Below are 22,252 nucleotides of genomic sequence, written 5' to 3'. Positions count from 1 at the left end.
TAAATTACGGCATAATATGGTCAACACGGTACCATTTGTAGCCATAACCATCCAGAGAAACAGAAAATTTCCCATTTTCCGATTTTATATCAAGATTTTGAGCGCGCAGATCATAAAGTATTTTTGATGTTCCTGAGCTGATTGCAGCTTGGCGTTGTTTTTCATTGAAATTATGTAGCACAATAATGGATTTCCCAAGATAATCATAACGAATTGCCAGGATATCAGGTGATCCGGATTCCAGCAATGTGTACTCACCTAAACCGATTTCCGGGCAGGATTTTCTTAATTGAATAATATCGGTTGTCCACCGTAGAAGTGAGTTCGGATCCCTAAATTGTTTAGCTGCATTCAAGTTTTCAAAACCGTATGCCCCCTTTGAAATCACCGGGCGAAAAGCTTTTTCTGCGGTAGTGAAACCAGCATTTTTTTCATCATTCCACTGCATCGGGGTACGTACGGACAACCTTTCCTTTAAAGTTAAATCATCCCCCATTCCTAATTCTTCTCCGTACCGTAGGACAGGCGCTCCTGGAAGGGAAAACAGAAGACTGTATGCAAGTTCGATATGTTTTCGGTTGTTGCCTAACATGGGTGCCAGACGTCTGCGGATTCCGCGCTTGTATAGTTGCATGGAAGTGTCGGGGCCAAATTTTGCATATACTTCATTACGCTGCTTATCTGTCAGCCGGCCGAGATCAATTTCATCGTGGTTTCGCAGAAAATGAGCCCATTGCGAAGCCGCCGGAATTTTTTTTGTATCCTGAATTGCTTTTAAAAACGGTTTCAGATCTCCCGTAGCCAGTGCATAAAATAAATACTGGTTTGCATAGAAATTAAACATCATGTGAATACCATCTCCATTCTGTCCAAAATAATTCTGGTTTTCTTCCGGCATGACATTCGCCTCTCCCAAAATTGCAACATCTGCTTTTCGGGATTGTGCAAACTGCCGCATGTCCCGTAAAAAATTAAAATCCAGTTTTGGTTTCTCACTGCCGGTTTTAGGAACTTCAATAATAAATGGGACCGCATCCAGCCGAAATCCCGAAATCCCCTGGTTGAGCCAATAGCCGATAATACGCTGACTTTCCTGCATAACTTCGGGATTAGCGAAGTTTAAATCTGGCTGAAAATCGTAAAACCTATGATAATAATATTCATTCGTTTTTTTATCCAACGTCCAGACCTCCTTTTGCACTCCTGGAAATACCATTCCCTTGTCTGCGTCTTTTGGGCGATCTTTTGACCAGATATACCAGTCGCGGTACCTGGAGGTTTTGTTTTCTCGTGAATTTTTGAACCAGGGATGCTGGTCGGAAGTATGATTGATCACCAGGTCGATAATAACCCGAATTCCACGTTTTTCAGCCTGATGCACAAATTCAGCAAAATCCCCGCTCGTACCCAACTTTTCGTCTACGCCATAAAAATCTGCAACATCATACCCGTCGTCCTGGCCTGGCGACGGCTGAAATGGTGCGAGCCATATGGCGTCAACTCCTAATGCTTTTATGTAGTCAAGTTTTTCAATTAATCCATCAAAATCACCCCGTCCATCTCCGTCACTATCCTTGAAAACGCCTACTTCGAGATTATAGATCACACTGTTTTTGTACCAGAAATTTTCTTTAACTTTTACTTCCGCAACTTTATCCTGTGAAAAGGCCAGATAAGGAATCAATAGAAAAAATAGCGAAGCTTTATAGACGAAGTTTTTCATTAATATAGTTTTTCAGAGTTGATGATTCTTTTATACACTTTATTGGAAAACTCTTTTTAGGTAGTAATGCCCTATCGATCCAAAGACTATGACTGTTAAAGCCGGGATTTTTTTTGGATCAGTTCCGTTAAAAAATGGCGGTGAAATTCTCTCATCTTTATTGGAATCAATAATTTTCGTTCATCCCATTTTATTGTCCGCTTAAACCAGCACACTCTTTTTCTCGTTCGAACTGATATTAGAAAGCAGACCATTATTTCAAGACGTATAAAGCATGATGAAAATCATCCAGCTATTGTGCGTCAAAATCCCCCCACCCAATTCCGGAGCTTTTACCAACGTAGAAATAATCAGATCCTTTTCAGTGAGAATAAATCTCTTCCCAGCCGTTTACCAATACCCAGATCTGGTAGATGAGCAGCCTTGGATTGCTACTCTTTATACATCATAAGGCCTATCTTCGTTAAAAACTGTGCCATGTTAGGGAAGCAAGGAATACTTTGCTTTTCAACGAAAAATCGTTTGGATCGCCTGCTCTTTTTTTATCCGCCAGAAACTTAAAGATTTTCCAATGCTAGTGCTCCTGTGTTGTAACGACGGCATCGGAGATCTGCCGCGTATTGTATCAAAACTTGACTACATACAATGGGCTCCGCACGGACTAAGTCTGATTATCGCCGGTGTTTATATACCTGATGGCAGATTTTGGGTACCATATTTCTGAATTCCGCGGAATCCATCTACTCTTTGATACGATACAAGATTCCCAATAGCTAAGGCTCGGAGGTCATGTCTGGGAACGGAACAAGCAAACAAGCCAATATTGTTTCACGCTTTTCTTAAAGAATAACCCGATCTGAACTTACAAATCCCGAAGTTCAAAAGGCCATGCTGAACGAATTGCGATTTTAAACAGACAAGTACGCTGAGGGGTTTCCCGATAGAATTGATGTGAAATATGATCAAAAACTACCAGTTACGGAATAATCCTGTTTTTGCAGATTCACAATTTATTGAAGACGACCTTTTTTTGATCATTATGCTCCGCTTTATTCTACTGATCATCCGGATGTTCACGACTTTGCAAGAATGATGCGATAGGTTAAGGAAAGATATGAGAAGAAGCTGATGATTGGGGAAATTTATCTACCAATTGATACACTGGTTACATACTATGGGCATGAAGAAAGAGCGTCCATCTTCCATTTAATTTTCAGCTTCTGACCGTACCATGGCAGTGGCTGAAAATCTCACGAGCGGCGGAGCAATATAAAGGTGCATACCAGAAGACGTGCGACCCAACTTAGCACTTTGAGATCGTGACATACCCCGGATTTCAAGACGCATGGGAATATCATAGGCAAAGCTTGCTGCCAAGCTACACCTTTTGCTCCGGGATGCTTTAGCGCTATTTTAACATGATCAGATTAGATTGCAAGAAGAACCAATACCAACCAATCAAACTATTGACAAACAATGACTTAATACACCATAATTAAATCTTAGGCACGATCATGCGCGTACGCCTATGCATTGAGACGACTCCGTTTACACAGGTATTTCTGATCAGTGCCCATGGCTGAAATTGCAGGATAATTTTCTTTGGGTAGATGTTGAAATGAAAAAATGATCCGTATTCCAAACTATCATTTCATCAAAGAGTGTTCAAGATTATGAGGCAGGAGCCGGCACTCCGGGTGGCAGGTTATTCTTCGGTTAATTCAAATAAACAGATGTTTGCATATCTGCATGAAAAGAAAGGCTACAGATTTCTTATCCTGCTGAACCTTAGCCACTGTCCAAATTATTTTAATCCACAGACAAAATACATGGGTAAGTTCAGAGCAAATACAGAAAACGAAAGAGAAGGCATTTATCCGGCAGGCATCTTGCACCAAGCGGCGACGAAGAAATCCTGATCAGACCTGATTAAAAGTTTTGTACAATTTTAGATTTCATGCCTGAGCGGGTTTTGTTGTTTGGTTCCGGCATGCTTTTTATAAAACTAATAGCAAAATAATCACATATAGTATCCGCCGCAATGGAAAATCTACATCAGTTCGTTTCAGATATCGTCAGACTTTGGAGTCTTCACCAGTATAGGGAAAGTTTATACAAACAAGCCATGACATTGGAAAATTTAGGCTCTCTCAGAAGATCATGCAGCCAGGGATATATGATCTCGATACTGTTTAAAAAGGAAATTCTCTGGATCTATGATCAGGTGAAATCTACTTTGGACGATGGCGACATACAAAACTGCAAAATGAAACAAGGTTTGCATACCATCATTTTCTCTTCCGAGGATGAGTCTTCGATCACTGATATGATCCTTGAACAGGAAAACAAAACGATTCGTCTCTATAAAAGTTTGCTTACCAACATAAATCTTACGCATGACGCGAGCGAAATCTTGTCGGAGCATCTTGAAAAACTTAATGATATCAATTTCAATCTGAAAAATCAGTTGATTGCAAAAATGCCAGCATCGCAGTTTATAATACAAAACGCAGTCGCTTGAGTAGCTACCGAACTGCCTGAACCCAGTTATCTATACTACAATTGCTGCATCTGGAAGAGAATTCAGTTCTAAGTTTGCCACAGTGATTGCATGCCATCTCATCAGTCTGAGAGCAAACACTTTCGATGAAATCTGCATCCCAATCCGGCAAAATGCAGAGTCCGGGGACGGGATTATCGCTTTTTATTAATGTAAATGTCCCATTTGCTTCGAGGTAAAGGCGTTTTACTTCTCCTAAATGATGGATCCCTTTATTTCTTAATTGTCCAAAAACACGCTCTCTTGTTAGCCTTGTATTAAGCATCGTCTTAAGATCAAGTCTACCATCAGCGACAAGGGTACCGATATTATCCTGCGTCAACCCTTCAAAATTTTGGTTCTCTGCTGCTTTTTTCGCGATTATCTGTTGAATAAAAACCACAATACCCGCAATCACAACGGCGGCAAGAATTCCCCTGTCGGGTGACTGAATAGGAACACCAATAGCCGCAGCCAGCGATGTCATGGCGATCAGTTCGTTTCTTCCCAGCTGAGAAGCCATGCGTTTGCCCATTAACCGCATTGAAACCATAAGAACAACATAAATAATGGCCGTCCTGATTGTTACTTCAATAAAAAAGCCGGCAGGGACTTCGCCGAAAAAAATGCGATGCCAGTCGAACAGGTGTATATCTTCCTTCTTCATATTAAATTTGAACAGCAACCGTTGCTTCTAACCATTCCGAGGAAAAGCAAACAGAACACGGTCCGGATTGGGGGTGAAAGTGATCAGATAAGTTGCCACAACTTGTACAGACGCTAAGTTGATTTTTGTCTTTGTTAACAAAACTTCTGATTTCTTTATCGTCCGGAGGAAAGATTGTAAGTCCAGCCATTGTTTTTTTTCGTTTGTAAATGCTAAACATGCCGAAAGGTTCAAGGTAAACACGTTCGATTTCACCCAGATTGAAAATTCCCTCTGCCCGTAAAACTGCAAACAGCTGTTGCCGTGAAAGCTTATTTTTATTCAGTTCTTCGATCTGCATAACCCCGTCTTTGACCAGCATTCCAATCTCTCCATGATTCAGTTTCTCCAGTTTATAATTCTTAAATTCCAGCAAATTGAATCCTCTCTGAAACATAAAAGCCAGCGATAAAATCAATGTACCCTGAGCCAGGCCTACATTTGGAACCTGCATCGCGGGAGAAACAATTGCTCCCAGCGTTAACATTACAGACATTTCTGATATGGTCAGCTGGCCGCTCATGCGCTTTCCCATTAAACGGACTGTAATAAACAGGATCAGGTAAATAACGATTGTTCTGAAGAATATCTCAATTAGAAATTCTACTGGCGCTTCTCCGAAAAGTATTCTCTGGATATCCCAAAGATGAATGTCTTCTTTTTTCATTTTAAAAATCCGATAAAACGGATCTGCATAAAGCCTGGGTTATTTTACAATTTCTTCTACTCAATTTGTAAATATGTCGGACAGAATATGCTTCAGCCACTGCATGCTTACAATTGAACAAAAATCAACGCTTGCCCAAACAAAATCCATACCACTAAAAACTGGGAATATTTTTAATGCGGATTACCCAATGGCAAACTTTTTTGGCACATTATGCCATGTCACTTACTATGAGAAATTATGCCCTCACAATTTGTTATCACATGCAGCCGGGTTATGGCTGAGCAAAACCTGACAATAGCATTTGCCGAAAGTGCTACTGCTGGACGGCTGTGTTCCGAATTTTCTCTTGTACCCGATTCGGGCAAGGTGCTCATCGGCGGAATAACCTGTTACGACGCCTGTGTCAAGGAAGATCTGCTGGGCGTATCGAAAGATCTGGTTGACAAATACACACCGGAATCCGCTCCGGTTACCAAAGCACTTGCGATCGGATTAAAGAAAATAATGACGGCAGATATTTATGTAGCTGTTACCGGACTAACGACTGCGGGAGGCAGCGAAACACCGGAAAAACCTGTGGGAACCATGTTTATTCACATATGTTTTCAGGACCGCCACATTTCCTCGCATCAAGTATTTAATGGAAATGCAGAAGAAATTATGATTCAAACTGTCGATCTGGCGGCAAAACTTGTCATGGGCGAACTTTCCTCATTTCCAGTATCTTAATATCACTTTTATCACTATTTACGTCGGGCACAGGTTTCTTATGAATAATTCAAACTTAACCGGCTAACCATCTCTGATCATGAATGAACATTTAGAGAATGAACTTGTACGAGCAGCAGAAGATCTAGATATCAAGGTATTTCCGGGAAGCCCTTTTCCTCTCGGGGCAACAATCGATGAAAGTGGCATAAATTTCGCCCTGTTTGCAGAGAATGCAACGCGGGTTGAGCTCTGCCTGTTTAAAAATCTCGACGATGTTGACGAATATATAAAAATTAAAATCGAAGAAGTTACGCATCACGTGTGGCACGTATGCGTGCCGGGCCTGAAGGCAGGGCAGCTTTATGGATACCGGGTTTATGGTCCCTACGAACCTGAGAACGGACATCGCTTTAATCCATCCAAACTTCTGGTGGACCCCTATGCAAAGGCGATCGCAGGTGATTTGAACTGGGATGATGCAGTTTTCGGATACAATGTCGCAGATAAAGAAAGTGACCTTACTTTCAATGATACGAACAGCGCACCCTACATGCCCAAATCGATAGCCATCGATCAGCATTTTGATTGGGAAGGTGATAAGCAACCCAAAATTCCATATCATGATACCATCATATATGAGGCTCATGTGAAAGGTTTTACGCAAAGAAATCCCGACATACCTGAAGAAATCAGAGGAACGTACGCTGCGATCGCTCATCCGGCTACCATCAATTATTTAAAGGAGCTGGGCATCACAGCGATTGAACTGATGCCCGTTCACCATTTTATTGCCGACCGGCATTTACTCGAAAAAGGGCTTACCAATTACTGGGGTTACAACACGCTCAATTTCTTCGCGCCGGATTCCCGTTACAGCAGCTCTGGTTATATGGGCGAGCAAATCCTGGAATTTAAAAATATGGTCAAGGAACTTCATAAAGCTGAAATTGAAGTTTTTCTGGACGTCGTTTACAACCATACTGCCGAAGGAAATCATCTCGGCCCTACACTCTCTTTTAAGGGAATCGACAACGCATCCTATTACAGGTTAACAAACGAAGACGCACGTTATTACCAGGATTATACCGGAACCGGAAATACCTTAAATGTCAGATTGCCTTTTGTACTTGGCCTGATCATGGACAGTCTCAGGTATTGGATCACCGAAATGCATATCGATGGTTTCAGGTTTGACCTTGCCTCTACGCTGGCCAGGACGCATCACGATACCGATGTCCTGAGCTCATTTTTTACGATCATTCACCAGGATCCGATCATTTCTCAGGTAAAACTGATTGCTGAACCTTGGGATATTGGGGAAGAAGGTTATCTGGTGGGCAAATTTCCTCCCGGCTGGGCTGAATGGAATGACAAATACAGAGATTGTATCCGTGATTACTGGCGCGGTGCGGAGAGTAAGCTGGCTGAATTTGCCTTGCGTTTTACGGGGAGCCCAGACTTATACAAAGGTGGCTACCGCCGCCCAACTGCCAGTATCAATTTTATAACAGCTCACGACGGCTTCACGCTCCACGATCTTGTTTCGTATAATAACAAACATAATGAAGCAAATGGTGAGAATAACGCCGACGGAGAAAATGAAAATAACTCCTGGAACTGCGGCGAAGAAGGAATCACAGATAATCAGGATATCATCGCACTGCGAAATAAGCAGAAACGAAACTTTATAACGACTTTATTTTTGTCCCAGGGGGTCCCGATGCTTGTAGCGGGCGATGAATTTGGACGGACGCAGGGAGGCAATAACAATGCCTATTGCCAGGACAATGAAATTTCTTGGCTAGACTGGGAAAATGCTGATCACAAGTTCAGAGAGTTCACAAAAGGAATCATCAGCATATGCAAAAATCACGCGACTTTCAGGCGCCGGCGCTGGTTTCAGGGTATTCCTATTCAAGGCTCAGGCCGTGATGATCTGATGTGGTTTTTACCGGAGGGCGATGAAATGTCAGAAGAAAACTGGGCACATGATTACGCAAAATCTTTGGGTGTGTACCTTAACGGTCAGGGCATAAGATGCGTCGACTACAATGGAAAAAGAATTAAGGACGATAGTTTTTACATCATTTTCAACGCTCATGATCAGCCCCTGGAATATCTCCTGCCCAAAGATAATTGTGACAAAGGCTGGTTTAAAGTCGTTGATACCAGTAATGGCTTTGTCGGGCAGGACGAAGAAAGATTTGATCCCGGTGCCAGCGTACAGGTCCAGGACAGGTCTGTTCTGGTTTTAATATGTCCGAAATAACGACAACCGGTTGTTAATAATCTGGTAGAAGATTTTTTTTAATTTAGTTCCAACATCAAATCGCTTGGTTATGGGTCTTGTAGAATATAAAAAGAAACGATCTTTCAAAGAAACTCCGGAACCAGAATCAGGAAAACCTGAGGGCAACAGATTAATTTTTGTAATCCAAAAACACCATGCGTCCAGGCTCCATTATGATTTCAGACTTGAAATGGATGGGGTTTTGAAAAGCTGGGCAGTTCCGAAAGGCCCTTCTACCGATCCGTCTGTCAAAAGGCTTGCGATGATGGTGGAAGACCATCCGTATGATTATAAAAACTTTGAAGGAGTTATCCCGAAGGGAAACTATGGAGCCGGGACCATGATCGTTTGGGACCAAGGCACGTACGAACCTCTTGAAAAAGCAAAAGGAAAGAAGGCGCAGGAAAAATTGTTATTGAAACAATTAAAGTCCGGATCATTGAAATTCAAGCTGAATGGTGAGAAACTTCAAGGAGAATTTGCGTTGGTCAAAACGAAGGGCATGGAAGATAACGCCTGGTTATTAATAAAACACAAGGACGAGTTCATTTCGAAAAACGATATTACAAAAAAAGACAAATCTGTCGTATCGGACCAGACGCTGGATGCAGTAAAAGCAGCTCCCGAAAAGGTTTATGACCAAAAAATCATAGCACCGGGAAGCACCATAAAAGATAAAAAGACGGTAAATAAAAACGAGGCAAAAAAACAGATAAAGAGGCAGCTCGAAGAAGAAGAAGGTCCTGAAAAAGATAAAAGAACGGCCGCTGCAATTTTGAAAACAGCTTCAAAACATCGGTTCAATACCGATATTCAACCAATGCTGGCAACCTTGGTGGATAAGACCTTCGACGATCCGGGCTGGGAATATGAGATTAAATGGGACGGGTACCGGGCAGTCGCTTTTATGGACAAGGGCAAGGCTGAATTAAAATCACGAAACAGTAAATCATTTAACGACAAATTTTATCCTGTCTACAAAGCGGTTTCAGAATGGAAAGTGAATGCGATAGTCGACGGAGAAATTGTGGTGGTCAATGATAAAGGTATATCCGATTTCGGTTCCCTACAAAACTGGCGAAGCGAAGCGGATGGAGAGTTGCAATATTATGTTTTTGACATACTCTGGCTGGAGGGAAAAGATCTGACTGAATTTCCACTAACTGAAAGAAAAACTGTGCTTCAAAGTATAATGCCAAAAGATGGCATTATCAAAAGTGGGTATAGCGTAAAGGCCAACGGATCCGAATTTTTTGACGCTGCCAAAGAATTGGGGCTGGAAGGAATTATTGCCAAGCGTTCAGATAGCCTCTATTATCCGGGAAGCAGGTCAAAGGACTGGCTGAAAATTAAAATAAACAAACGCCAGGAAGTAGTAATCGCCGGATACACTCTAAATGAGGGTTCTTCCAAATTATTCAGCTCGCTGTTGCTTGGTGTTTACGACGATGACAACTTCGTATATGTTGGAAAAGTTGGCACGGGTTTTAAAGATCAGCAGCAGCGGGAAATGCTAGATCTTTTCAAGCCTCTGATAATAAAAGAAAGTCCGTTTACTGAACTTCCGGATTATAATAAACCTTCCAGATTTCGCCCAAATCCTCCAAAAGCAAAAGCTACATGGCTGGAACCGTCGATTGTTTGTGAAGTAAGTTTTACGGAAGTCACCAGCGACGGCGTTTTCAGGCACCCTTCTTTTGAAGGCTTACGCGAAGATAAAAATGCAAAGGATGTCACGCTCGAAGCCAAGAAGAAAGTCTCAGCAGTTATAGGAAAAAAGCAACCTGAGACTAAAAATGAAGAGATTATAAAAAAGCCTGGCAAATCGTCGCGCAAAACCCTCCTGAACCCAAAGGAAGAGACTCAGGTCCGGAAAATCAATGGAAATGAGTTAAAGTTTACAAATCTTGGAAAGGTATTCTGGCCGAAAGACGATGTTACAAAACGTGATCTGATTAATTACTACTACCAGGTTGCCCCATATATAATGCCCTATCTAAAAAATCGGCCCATGTCTCTCAACCGGTTTCCGAACGGAATAGAAGGAAAAAGTTTCTATCAAAAAGACGTAACCGGTAAGTCGCCAGACTGGACCGAGACCTTTCCATACAGCACTGAAAAGGAGGAGAATAAGAATTATATGGTCGCTACCGACGAAGCCAGTCTGCTTTATATGGCAAATCTTGGCTGTATCGAAATGAATCCATGGAACAGCAAAACCGAATCAGACGAAAACCCCGACTGGTGTATTTTGGACCTCGATCCGGATACTTCCAATACTTTTGAACAGGTAATCCTGACTGCTAAAACGATAAAAGAAATTCTTGACGAATCGGATATTCCTGGTTATTGTAAAACGTCGGGATCGACAGGTATTCATATCTATGTTCCTCTTGAAGCAAAATACAGTTATGATCAATGTCAGTTATTTGCCAAATGGATTGCTTCGCAAGCGCAGGAAAGATTATCCGATTTCACAAGCATTGAACGGATGACCAAAAACAGAAAGGGCAAGCTATATATCGATTACTTACAAAACCGCCCAAAGGCAACTCTGGCTGCGCCTTACTCGGTAAGACCGAAACCAGGCGCCACGGTTTCCATGCCGCTTCACTGGGACGAAGTAAAAAAAGGGTTACAACTTAAAGACTTCACAATTTTCAACGCCATAAAAAGAATCGAAAAGGAAGGAGATCTTTTCAAACCCGTTCTAGAAAAGGGAATCGACCTAGTCAAAATTCTCAGGGAAGTAGCGTTCTAGAAGTAACAGAGGATGAAAACGGCTGTGTATTGTTTATAAATGTACTTAACGTTACATCAAATTTCCGGAATCACTGCTATTGCATCAATTTCAATCGAATACCCGTAGTGTAGTTCAGGGACCGGAACGATAGATCGGGCGGGTTTTGCGGCTCCTAAAACTTCCGCATAGATCTGGTTAAACGTAGGCCAGTTTTCGACGTCAACCAGATACACCGTAACTTTTAAAAGCTGCGCTGGCTCACTTCCAGCTGCTTTCAGAATTTCTATCAGATTATTCAAAGCTTGTCTTGCCTGAACCTCGAAGCTCTCAGAAAAAGTGTGGCTCCGGTCGGTTTTGACAGGAAGCTGCCCAGAAATGTAAATCAACCCATTGTAAGTTGTCGCCTGAACATAGTGCCCTCCCGCAGGTGCCGCATTTTTTGTTTCTATTATTCCTATTGCCTTTGCCATGTAAAATGCGATTCTGTTTAACTATATTTTTGTTACAATTGATCGTGGTTAACTACTTATTAAAAATTGGTCAGCCATTCTTATAAATCCAGAAGATCCGGTTCAAAAATCGGCATATCCCTACTTTACCGATCCCGTCCCGTCCCCTAGCTTATGGAATTCCATCGCACTTTGAAATTCGGCCCGAAAAAAATTATACAGATCATCAATTCATCAATCCGGATCATACCACTCCGCTATAAAATGATAATAAAAACCATCATGTCCGGTAGTCAGGAATTTTTGTAACTAATATTTTATTTATTACAACTTTAATGAGTAAAACTAAATCCAGAATTACTTACTTTGCTGATCAGAGTTGTAACCGCAATTTGATTTCCTTTTTATTAGCTATGGAAGAAACCTCTTTTAAGAAATATTTACAACATGGAAATTTGAATGAAGATTTCTAATCAGTATCTTGATCTTATTATGTTTACCAAAAAGCGGGCGTTAAAACCCGCTTTTTTGGTAAAAAAACTTCCTGACCTTTTTACAAAATAACCATAAAGTCTGCATCCGGACTTCTCCTTTGATCAAGATATTCCCATGTTGTAATATCATCTTCCGGGTATAGATTTCCCGGATCTTCCGGCCCTTCATCCCCTAGTGCCTCAACAAAAGCGTTCAGACCTTTTTTGTATACACCTTCTCTGGTTATGCCGTTTTTGTCGGTAAACAAAACGGCGGATAAATTGGAAGGCATGCTCATTGTTCCCATAGCTCTGTTTATTGATTTTAAGTTCACGAAACTTTCCAAAGACTACATTGATTTAAATCCTGAAAAGCTATAATCCGAATTTGCCCTATGTTTAAGTGGCGTCGGAAATTACTTTCTCTCTAACACAAAAACATCTTGCACCAGGCTACGCAAAAGTAACCCCGCAAGTACATTCTTCTGCTGTCGTCGGTCCTGTTTTGGTTTTTCGATCTACCATTTCCGCAAATGGCTGGTTTTTATGTCTTTTGTAAAAAACTATACCCGAAAGATTTTAACCTAACCTTTGTAATTTTGAGAATAGCTACATTCTAGAACGCACGTCCGGTTAGTAACTGAACATGATATTGTTCATTTTACCTGGTTTTCGAGGTTACAATGCGGCCTTATTGCGTGGCAAACTCTTTCTCAGATCATTTCTCAATCTCATTCCAATACTAAACTAAACAATCAGTACTTATGACCAGATTCCTCTCAATTTTTTTATTATCCCTTTTTCCTTTTTGCAAAGTAAAAAGTCAGGCTGATTTATCAGATACCACTCTTTACTTCGGACAAAAACCACCTGGGTTAGTTGCCGAAGTGTTTGCTCCTGGAATAATATCCTTAAAAGACAGATATGAATACGGCTCTGTATTCTCGCGAAAAGGCGGAGAATTTTACTATTCGGCTATCGTAAATAAAAAGCCACAGATTTTAATGCATGAACTCAAAAATGGTCATTGGCGCTCACCGGTTATCATTTTAGCTAGCGAAAAATATGAATACAACGATCCGTTTTTATCACCAGACCAGAAAAAATTATTTTTTATATCTGACCGTCCTATTGACGGACAGGGAGATGTAAAAGACTTCGACATCTGGTATATCGAAAGGACAAAAGACGGTTGGTCAGAGCCCAAAAATGCTGGAAAAGAAATCAACACCATAAAGAACGAATACTATATGTCTTTTACTGATGAGGGAACCATGTATTTTTCTAACAACGGCGACACCGGGCAAGCAGACGACAACAATTTTGACATTCGTTATTCCAAATTAGTCGACAATAACTTCACTCCTTCTCAAAAAGTTAGTGCAGCCATAAACACTGAATATTATGAAGCAGACGTGTTTGTTGCACCCGATGAAAGCTACCTGATCGTCTGCGCAGAAAGGCCGGACGGTATGGGGAAAGGAGATTTATTCATAAGTTTCAAAGACAAAAATGGTAACTGGCAGTCATCTAAAAATATGGGCAAAAGAATAAATTCAGAACGTTATGAGTTTTGTCCGTTTGTTTCAAAAGATGGGAAGTATCTATTTTTTAGTCGTGACGGGAATATTTTCTGGATAGATGCGACGGTTATTGATTCTTTGAGGTAGTAGTCTATTATTGAGATAATCTTCTTCACTGGTCAAATACACAAATTGATAAACATCGCAAAACCCACTAAAAGTATCTATCTTTTTAAAAATATCTGACATTTATAAATAATTATACTTTTTATAAAAACTTTATATATTATATTAACTATACATAAAAAAAGTATTGAAAGTAAATTTGCTAAGACGCTGACTATTAGGATTGATAAGAAGTCAATAAGATATTTCGAAAACTTTTCGCAGTTCGCAGCATTCTTTTCCATTTACAAACCCTGAGAACCTGGCTGTGCCACAATCTGTTTCAAGCCACAGAAATCGGGTTTGCAACATATATTCACAAAGTAAGAAGTTCTGTACAGAATATACGGCTGTCCAAAATCAACGATGTCAAGCAATTCGTAGCACAATTTTTATACTGTTCTTAAAAAAGAAAAAACCTGGACTTTTCACCTCAACCAACGTCTTTAAATGACCAAACTTATACCGGAGACTGAACCTTTTCCGATCAAAATAATTCGTCAAAATTTACCAAATCAAATATTAAACTATTGTGTTCAACTTATTCTTTGTTTACTCTTTTTATCCCTTCACGGCTGCAAAAGTTTAAATAACAGCCCGAAGTACAAATTTGAAGACGGCGTATATAAGTCGAAACTTCAGGGAGAAAAACAGCACGTTTACATTGAAAACGATCACGATTCGATCATTGTGTATGCAATAAACAAAGGAGTAAAAAAACTTTCTGTTGATACCTCGGTTATGCCAAAAAGCAAAACTCCATCGAAGAACTCGCTGAAAACAATCGGAGAAAATAAGTACTGGCAAAACAGTTTCGACATCGATTTTGTGACAATTCCGCTAAAATTCAGACCTTCAACCAGCTCATTTCCGAGGCAGCTGAGCAATAATCTGAATGGAGCCGTTTATCTTGGTTATAGAAATGACACATATGGCGTCAGTTACACTAAAAATCCGATCGGCCATGTCAGTCAAAAAATTATTCATTATGGATTTTCAGCTGGTATTATCACCGGTTTCGGTACAACTGCGATGAACCCTTACAATACCAACAATAATATTTCAATAGAATATGACGGTATGGTTTGGACCAAAGGGATAGCGGTGCTTTTTGGCGTAGGTAAATTCACGTTCGGCCTGATTGGGGGTATTGATCATCTTTTGGATGATAACAAGGAGTACTGGTATTACCAGGGAAAACCCTATCTCGGTGCCGCTGTGGGTTTAAACCTGAATTAAAACTATCCGCGCAATTTTAAAATTGGACTATCGAATTTATTAAAATTGGAGTTTTCAGACAGCGTAGTAACGGGTACATTTGAAAGATTACTCTTTCATTTTTCCCCATTTACACTTCTCATGGTTCCCATTAACAATTTAATCCTGTTTTCTATTGCCGCTCTCGGACTTGTGTTAAGCCCTGGCCCAAATATGATTTATCTTATTTCAAGATCTTTGACACAGGGCAAAAGAGCAGGCCTAATTTCACTTATTGGTATCCTGGCAGGCTTCCTGGCGCATATTCTGCTCGTTTCTTTCGGACTGACAGCCGTGTTCATCGCAATCCCGATGGCGTACGAAGCCATTAAGTGGCTTGGCGTATTTTACCTACTTTACCTGGCTTGGCAAGGTGTTAGACCAAATTCAAATTCGCTTTTTGAAACCAGCGACCTTCCCTCGGATTCAAGATCTAAACTGATCAGAATGGGATTTCTCACGAATGTTTTAAATCCGAAAGTAGCCATATTTTACATGTCATTTTTTCCGCAGTTTACAAATCCGACATATGGCAATATAATCTTTCAGAACATAGAGCTTGGAATAGTACAACTTACGATCAGCACATCGTTGAACATCTTAATTATCCTTTCAGCGTCCCGTCTTGCTGCATTCTTTCAGCGACGTCCGGTTTACATCAAAATTCAAAAACGAGTTATGTCAGGGGTATTAGCCGGACTTGCCATACGGATGGCATTTGATAAAGGTAAGTAAGTTGTCGTTGAATTTGAGGTTAATATTATAAATTGCAAGTATACTCAAAACCGATCCGTTTGATGAAAAACCTTATCCTGCTACTTCTTTCGCCATTTTTTCTCCTGGGCAGTTTTATACTTGGACTATTTCCCAAGGAAGCTAATCCGCCCGCAGACGAAAGTCAAAGTCCTATTACCGTTTGCGCCGCTCCCGGAGGAACGCTGATCCGTGCTGCAAAAAATGGCAAGTTTATAGGGGTAATGCCCGGATGGGGAAATTATTCCTACAAAATTTCAACTTCAAATGATAGCGCCCAGTTTTATTTCGATCAGGGCCTTAATTTATATTACAGTTACCATATGAAGGAAGCGCTGGCTTCTTTCAAAGAGTCTTCAAGGCTTGCACCTGGTTCGGCGATGACCTATTGGGGTCAGGCGCTAGCCATGGGACCATATTATAATTCGGCTCACACCTATAAAATGCCAGCAGAAATCCAGAGTGTTTTGAACAATATGAATGAGAAGATTGCGCTTACAACCGGTAAGGAAAAAGCGATGATTGAGATTATGAACTACCGTTATTCAAATGACCTTACGGACTCAAAGCGAAAGGACCTTAATCTTGCTTACGCTGCCTCGATGCGCGAATTGATTTTGGCTTATCCTGACGATCTGGATATCAAAGCACTTTACGTAGATGCAATTATGCTGATACACGCCTGGGATTTCTGGAATAACGACGGCTCTCCAAAGCCCTGGACGGATGAAGTTGTGCGTTTGTGTGAGACAATATTGGAAAAGAATCCTGATCATCCCGCTGCTCTGCATTATCACATACACTTAACGGAAGCCTCCCGCCACCCCGAGCAGGCACTTCCAAATGCTGATAAACTGAAAGAACTTTTTCCCGGTGTCGCACACATGGTCCATATGTCGAGCCATGAATATCAGCGTAACGGGCTTTTTGCCAAAGGTGTAGCAGTGAATGATGCTGCGGATGAAAATCTACTGCGCTATGATTCTCTCGCAAAAAATCTGGGTCTGGTCAAACACAGCCCTCATTATTTTGCAGTACAAACCTATTGTGCGTTGAGTGGCGGGATGTATGAAACAGCGATGCGAGACGCGACGCGCTGTCGAAAAAGTGTTGCACCAACGCCTGAAACTACCTATGATCAGTATTTGTATATGTTGCCTTCACTCACACTTGTAAGGCTGGGAAAATGGGATGAAATTTTGAAAGATAATACCGTTCCGGATCAACATTGGACCTATGCGACTTTATTGAACGACTTTTCAAAGGGTATGGCCTACGTCAACACTGGCAAGATAGACCTGGCAAAAAAACATCTTAGCCAATTGCAGAAAAAAACAAAAGACCCGATTCTGGAAAAACGCCGGATTCCATTCAATGCGCCTCTACCCATTGCATTGATCGCAGGAAAAATACTGGAAGGATCAATCTATTTTAAAGAGAAAAATGCTGTTGCAGCAATTGCCAGTCTGAACGAAGCTGTAAAAATTGAAGACGGCTTGATTTACACAGAACCAAATGACTGGCCCATCCCAGCACGTCAGTTTTTAGGCGCTTTTTATCTGAAACTAAGAAAACCATCATTAGCAGAAAAAGTTTACCAGGAAGATCTTGTCTGGAATCCCGGAAACGGATGGTCGTATTTGGGGCTATACCAAAGTTCCATAGCGCAAAAGAAAACGAAAAACTTATCAGAGTACAAGAGAAAATACGAACTCGCATTTTCTCACGCGGAGAGCATTCCTGAAGGTTCCGTTTTCATTCGTTAGCGTAAAACCAGAGGCCAGGCAAATATCCTGGCCTGTGGTTTTTCCGCGTGAACGCCGTCGAAGCCTTATTTGTGACGGGAGATTATTGCCAGCAGTAAAGCAAATACAAAATTTTCGAAAACCGCATAGGTAGAAGAGCGTTGATACCAGGTGCCATACTGACCTTTACAAAAAACTTTATCACCATTATAAAATAGGAAAGGGCAAAAAAACAGGTCTGCTATAAAATCATATTCTTTTGATAATGAGCAATTTTATACTCAAACGTTTCCGCAATTTTGCCTGCCCTCCATTTTGCTTCTTCCGATTTAGCTCCGTGGAAAAGTTCATCGATAGTTTCTGTAAATAAGGACATCCAGCTTATAAAATGCGAATGGTCAACAGGCAATAGCGCATGAAGCTGGAATGGGCTTCCGGTATAGGTATACTCGCCCAGCAAAATTGTCTGCCAGAATTTATACATTTTTTCAAGATGCGGCTCCCAATTACCTTTTATGCGCTCGGCAAAAACCGGTGCAAGCTTTTCGTCACTCCTGACCTTTTCATAAAAGGTATCAACCAATAATTTTATTTCTTCCAGCGACACAATTTCTCTTTTCGTTTCCATCATTATTGTTCAGTCAGCGAAGCGTACGTGATTAGATAATAAAGTGACCAACCCAGAAAACCGATGACGAGTATCCACAAAAAGGCGGGGATGCTTTGCGGCGTTTCACTTCCGGTAATCAGAAATTTTTTCTGATCCCCTTTTCCATAAGCGTTGATCATAAGCGGCACAACACCATCAACAACGGCGTTTTCCCTGATCCCTTCAATCGCAATGGCCGGTCCGTTTTTCACCTCGAAGGGAATCAGTCTGATACCTTCCTTCCCGGTCGGATCTTTGCTGATAACTCTCAGCAGATGTTTTCCATCGACAAGTTTTCGTGTATCCAGTTCAAAATTTACAGGAGAAACAAACTCACCGACAGGCTTCTGATCGTCGTCCAGAAAAATGACAACTATGCTCTTATCTTCCATTTTATTCCTGACTTAAATAAATCTCTTGATATGATCGTCACCTTGTTCGCCTGGTTGCAGCAACCATTTGACCGAATAAAAAAACGTCAGCAGGACGATGACAGAAACGGCTGAAATAATCAGATAATCCCAATTGCTCTCAGGCCCGGCGCCATGAGTAATTCCTTTTAATAACCTGGGCTGACGCTGATCGCAGACAGGACAGCAAACGGCTGCAATCTGCATGGATAACATCAAAAAAAGCATAATATATTTCTTCATCTTCAAATGATTTCAGTTATTGATTTGGTAAATTTTTTATCCTGTCCAGCAACTTCTGAACTTCCTCTGGTGTAACCTTTCTTGCATTGTTGCCCCAGCTCCCACGTTCGTGATTCATGATCGCAGCAACTTCCTCAGGTTTAAGGTCACTGTTTTTTCCGACTGCTGGCATAACACCGAATTCCGGCCGGGCATCGTAGCCATTCATGATAATATTCAACATCAGTTCCGGGTTATCGTCCGCCACTATCGGCCTTCCTTTTAAGGCTGGAAAAGCACCTTTTAAACCTTCCCCATTAGCCTGATGGCAGGCCTGGCAATGGGTTGCATACAATGCGTCACCATCAGCAACGGAGGAAACGGTTACAGATTCATCAGTGATATTTTGTTGTTTTTTGTATAAAAATGCAATGGCTTGGCCTTGTGGCACGTCTGTTTGTTTCAGTGATTGAAGGTAAGCGACTAGCTGTAAAGCTTCTCGTTTCGCTACCAAAACACCCTGCCCGGCTGAATATTTTTCAGGAATTGAAACGACAATGTCTTCATTTGCAGCCTCGTTCTTAAATTCAAAAAGCCATGGATATGCTGGCATGATTGACTCTTTGACCACAATTCTCGGATTAAATAAATGAACCAGATTCCATTCTTTGCTGGGCTGCCGACTTCCGACGGTCGTAAGATCCGGACCGGTACGCTCGGTACCCATTAGCGTTGCCGTATTCCGCCATAAATCAATGCGACGATTTGAAGCGTAATCAGCAGCAAGACTTGGCCGTTTCCCCCACATTTTATCCATTTCTACATTTCTAACTTGCTGCGTATGGCATGCAACACAACCGTTCGCAATGAATAAAGCCTTGCCCTTCACTGCCTCTTCGCTTAGCATTTCTTCTCCCGGCAACGCCGCATTATTTCTATCATTATTAATGGCCGGCATAATGGCCACAAACAGGGTCAGCACTAAAAACAGGAGAAAAGCAGCGCTGAATAACTTCGTATGGCTATCAAAAAATTCCATGGCGGGGCGTCTAAGGTTGGTTTTTAATTAAGAGTATTTTCCCGAGCGAGTTTTGCAAACGCAGCTTCCCGAACATCGACAATACCGCTGCCAACCAGCATTTTGTAAAAATTATAGGCAAAAAATAAGTGCGACAGCCACATGAGGCTACCTCCGATTGCTCGCCATAACCAGAATGGTGCCATAAAAACAACGCTGTCAATAAAAGGTTTTCCCTCCATCCACATCAATCCCCGCAACGTACTTCCGTACATCAAAGGAATTGTATAAAACATCAGTCCGATAAGTGCCAGCCAGAAGTGAGCGCCGACCGTCACCTGGGGAGGTTCGATACCTGTCAGGCGTGGCACAACCGCATAAATTCCTGCCCAGACAAGAAAACAGATTATACCATACATGGTTATATGTGAATGAGCGACGGTGAAATCAGTAAAGTGCCATAGTAGATTGGTTGTTCTGAAAGCCTCCGCCGTTCCCTGCAAAGATCCCGTGAAATAAAAAACAATACCTGTCAGAAAAAACGGAAGCGTATAACTGTCAGGAATTTTGTACCAGCTGCCCCTGAAAGTCATCGTAAAGTTTGTTGTACCGGCGATTACAGGGATAACCATGCCGACACTCCCAACAATCGCAATAGTTTGAAGCCACCAGGGAATCGAGCTGAAAACGAAATGGTGGGTACCAATGAGCGTGTAAAATAAAATCTGTGTCCAGAAGGCCAGAATACCTAAACTGTACGAATAAATGGGTTTGTTGAGCTGCTGCGGAAGGAAATAATAAACGATTCCAAGAGTAAAAAGCATAAACCACATCCCGACCCCCTGGTGCATGTAGTACCCCTGCACGATGGTTTCCCCTAGTCCATTTTGCCAAATGGGAACGTAGGCGACTATACTGATCACGATCGCGAAAATAATAGCCGAAATGATATACCAGTTAGAAATATAAATTTCCTTTGTTGTTCTTCTGGCTAAGGTTTTTAAAAAATTAATCAAAGTCAGTGCAAGTCCGACACCAAAAAGCAGCATAACAGGCCAGATGTATTCCCGGTATTCGCCACCACCGTTGTTGATGCCCGCCATCAAACAAATAGTACCGGCAAATACGGCGGTATTGATCAGGATCAACGAATACCAACCAAGATTGATGCTGAAAAGTTTGGTATTACTAACCCGTGGAACTACATAATGTCCCAGTCCCAGCATAGCCAGTGAAGCCCAGCCCCAAAAAACAGCATTAGTATGGACAGGCCGCAAACGTCCAAAACTGAGCCAGCTGACATGGTCAATATCCGGTGCGACGAACTTTATTCCCACGAATTCGCCGACCGACGTGCCAAAAACCAGCCAGAATGTTGCGCAGCGTACATACCAAAGGACGAGTCTGGTTAAATCTGCATCAATTTTGGGCCGGACTAATGCATTTTTCTTGCGTGCGACGAACGGCAAACTGGCATCATGTATATTGCCGATCAATCCTTTTTCATCCGAAGCCGGGTTTGCTCCCATCAATTCGTTGTTGGACAATTGATAGTCGAGCTGCTGTTTGCGTATCTTCAATGATACTTCCAATGACTCATTTTCAAGTGATTTTAGATACGCCGTAAGATACTCCGCTTCAGAAAGGGTTTGCGTATTACGAAACGCCCGCAATGCCTTCATAATCTTGAACATCAATAAAAATATCCCACAGACAACCGGAATTGAGATCAGCACAATCGTGATAATAATTCCTGTCTGGCTGAGTAAGGATCCCTCTGAAATCACCGGTTGCTGGCCGAATGAAATCGTAGTTGATAAAATGAAACATAAACCTGCAATCGCCAGCGTCCTTTCAACCGTTTCAGTTTTTCTTCCGAGTTCTTTATTCTTCAAAAAAATCTCTATCTGGTCACTGTTCAGATTTTTAAAGTATTTGTCGTAATCTCTTTCAAAATTCTGCTGTTTCGATTTTTGAAACTGTTCAACGATATCTTTTGTCAATTTTGCTACGATCAAAACGGAAATAGAAATCGCGAATACCAGAAATGTTGAAATGAGCAGAATGAACTTTTGAGTGGATGTGTCTTGTGCCGACACAGGACTGATACTGAGCGAGAAAATAAGAATAATTAAAGCGACTTTCGCCTTGCAATGATGAGTGTTCATGACTTTGGTTTTGAGATTTTTACATCTTCGGAAATTTA

Annotated in this window: 18 protein-coding genes; 8 read left to right on the top strand and 10 right to left on the bottom strand. The window is 41.5% G+C overall.

The features are described 5' to 3' along the window. Nucleotides 1–4: 4 nt before the first annotated feature. Entirely contained in the window at nt 5–1,723 is a 1,719-nt protein-coding gene (locus tag BMY70_RS12850; RefSeq protein ID WP_090335608.1) for an alpha-amylase family protein, read from the bottom strand. Nucleotides 1,724–3,764: 2,041 nt separating this feature from the next. Here BMY70_RS12850 and BMY70_RS12840 point away from each other — a divergent pair. Next, nucleotides 3,765–4,244: a hypothetical protein gene (locus BMY70_RS12840; protein ID WP_090335606.1), complete on the top strand. Its 480-nt coding sequence runs from the start codon at nt 3,765–3,767 to the stop codon at nt 4,242–4,244. A gap of 4 nt (nt 4,245–4,248) precedes the next feature. Here BMY70_RS12840 and BMY70_RS12835 read toward each other — a convergent pair whose 3' ends face one another. Continuing rightward, entirely contained in the window at nt 4,249–4,929 is a 681-nt protein-coding gene (locus BMY70_RS12835) for a DUF421 domain-containing protein (RefSeq protein ID WP_090335605.1), read from the bottom strand. Between the two features lies 1 nt (nt 4,930). Continuing rightward, nucleotides 4,931–5,635 (bottom strand): DUF421 domain-containing protein, encoded by a 705-nt coding sequence (locus BMY70_RS12830; protein ID WP_090335604.1) that lies wholly within the window; start codon nt 5,633–5,635, stop codon nt 4,931–4,933. Between the two features lie 240 nt (nt 5,636–5,875). Between BMY70_RS12830 and BMY70_RS12825 the strand changes: the two genes are divergently transcribed. The 3 genes from BMY70_RS12825 (at nt 5,876) to ligD (ending at nt 11,400) form a co-directional block, all read left to right on the top strand. Further along, nucleotides 5,876–6,367 (top strand): CinA family protein, encoded by a 492-nt coding sequence (locus BMY70_RS12825; RefSeq protein ID WP_090335603.1) that lies wholly within the window; start codon nt 5,876–5,878, stop codon nt 6,365–6,367. 79 nt (nt 6,368–6,446) lie between these two features. Next, the gene (gene glgX / locus BMY70_RS12820; RefSeq protein WP_090335602.1) at nt 6,447–8,618 is read left to right on the top strand and encodes a glycogen debranching protein GlgX; all 2,172 of its coding nucleotides are present in this window, start codon (nt 6,447–6,449) and stop codon (nt 8,616–8,618) included. A gap of 70 nt (nt 8,619–8,688) precedes the next feature. Then, nucleotides 8,689–11,400 (top strand): DNA ligase D, encoded by a 2,712-nt coding sequence (gene ligD / locus BMY70_RS12815; protein WP_090335601.1) that lies wholly within the window; start codon nt 8,689–8,691, stop codon nt 11,398–11,400. Between the two features lie 56 nt (nt 11,401–11,456). On the opposite strand, the gene BMY70_RS12810 is transcribed toward ligD, so the two are convergent. Continuing rightward, the gene (locus tag BMY70_RS12810) at nt 11,457–11,852 is read right to left on the bottom strand and encodes a RidA family protein (RefSeq protein ID WP_090335600.1); all 396 of its coding nucleotides are present in this window, start codon (nt 11,850–11,852) and stop codon (nt 11,457–11,459) included. Nucleotides 11,853–12,384: 532 nt separating this feature from the next. After that, nucleotides 12,385–12,612: a hypothetical protein gene (locus BMY70_RS12805; protein ID WP_090335599.1), complete on the bottom strand. Its 228-nt coding sequence runs from the start codon at nt 12,610–12,612 to the stop codon at nt 12,385–12,387. A 456-nt stretch (nt 12,613–13,068) separates the two neighbouring features. On the opposite strand from BMY70_RS12805, the gene BMY70_RS12800 reads away from it, so the two are divergent. The 4 genes from BMY70_RS12800 (at nt 13,069) to BMY70_RS12785 (ending at nt 17,768) form a co-directional block, all read left to right on the top strand. Beyond that, the gene (locus tag BMY70_RS12800; protein ID WP_090335598.1) at nt 13,069–13,974 is read left to right on the top strand and encodes a PD40 domain-containing protein; all 906 of its coding nucleotides are present in this window, start codon (nt 13,069–13,071) and stop codon (nt 13,972–13,974) included. Nucleotides 13,975–14,442: 468 nt separating this feature from the next. After that, nucleotides 14,443–15,231: a hypothetical protein gene (locus tag BMY70_RS12795; protein ID WP_090335597.1), complete on the top strand. Its 789-nt coding sequence runs from the start codon at nt 14,443–14,445 to the stop codon at nt 15,229–15,231. A 120-nt stretch (nt 15,232–15,351) separates the two neighbouring features. Next, nucleotides 15,352–15,984: a LysE family translocator gene (locus tag BMY70_RS12790; protein ID WP_090336452.1), complete on the top strand. Its 633-nt coding sequence runs from the start codon at nt 15,352–15,354 to the stop codon at nt 15,982–15,984. A gap of 62 nt (nt 15,985–16,046) precedes the next feature. Further along, nucleotides 16,047–17,768, top strand: coding sequence for a hypothetical protein (locus tag BMY70_RS12785; RefSeq protein ID WP_090335596.1), 1,722 nt, complete (start codon nt 16,047–16,049; stop codon nt 17,766–17,768). A 220-nt stretch (nt 17,769–17,988) separates the two neighbouring features. Here BMY70_RS12785 and BMY70_RS12780 read toward each other — a convergent pair whose 3' ends face one another. The 5 genes from BMY70_RS12780 to BMY70_RS12760 are packed head-to-tail and all read right to left on the bottom strand — an operon-like array spanning nt 17,989 to nt 22,214. Continuing rightward, nucleotides 17,989–18,378, bottom strand: coding sequence for a group III truncated hemoglobin (locus tag BMY70_RS12780; RefSeq protein ID WP_310590638.1), 390 nt, complete (start codon nt 18,376–18,378; stop codon nt 17,989–17,991). Continuing rightward, on the bottom strand, nt 18,378–18,788 hold the full coding sequence (locus tag BMY70_RS12775; protein WP_090335595.1) for a cytochrome C: 411 nt from the start codon (nt 18,786–18,788) through the stop codon (nt 18,378–18,380). Before BMY70_RS12775 ends, BMY70_RS12780 begins: the two co-directional genes overlap by 1 nt. Before the next feature lie 12 nt (nt 18,789–18,800). Then, a complete protein-coding gene (locus tag BMY70_RS12770; RefSeq protein ID WP_177197018.1) occupies nt 18,801–19,049 on the bottom strand; it encodes a hypothetical protein in 249 nt (82 codons plus the stop codon). 16 nt (nt 19,050–19,065) lie between these two features. After that, nucleotides 19,066–20,067 (bottom strand): cbb3-type cytochrome c oxidase subunit II, encoded by a 1,002-nt coding sequence (locus BMY70_RS12765; RefSeq protein WP_090335593.1) that lies wholly within the window; start codon nt 20,065–20,067, stop codon nt 19,066–19,068. Nucleotides 20,068–20,090: 23 nt separating this feature from the next. Further along, on the bottom strand, nt 20,091–22,214 hold the full coding sequence (locus BMY70_RS12760) for a cbb3-type cytochrome c oxidase subunit I (protein ID WP_090335592.1): 2,124 nt from the start codon (nt 22,212–22,214) through the stop codon (nt 20,091–20,093). Between the last annotated feature and the right edge of the window lie 38 nt (nt 22,215–22,252).

Source organism: Dyadobacter koreensis (assembly GCF_900108855.1).
Taxonomy (GTDB): domain Bacteria; phylum Bacteroidota; class Bacteroidia; order Cytophagales; family Spirosomataceae; genus Dyadobacter; species Dyadobacter koreensis.
The sequence above is the reverse complement of the archived record's forward strand: the minus strand, read 5'-3'. Positions and strand labels throughout refer to the sequence as shown.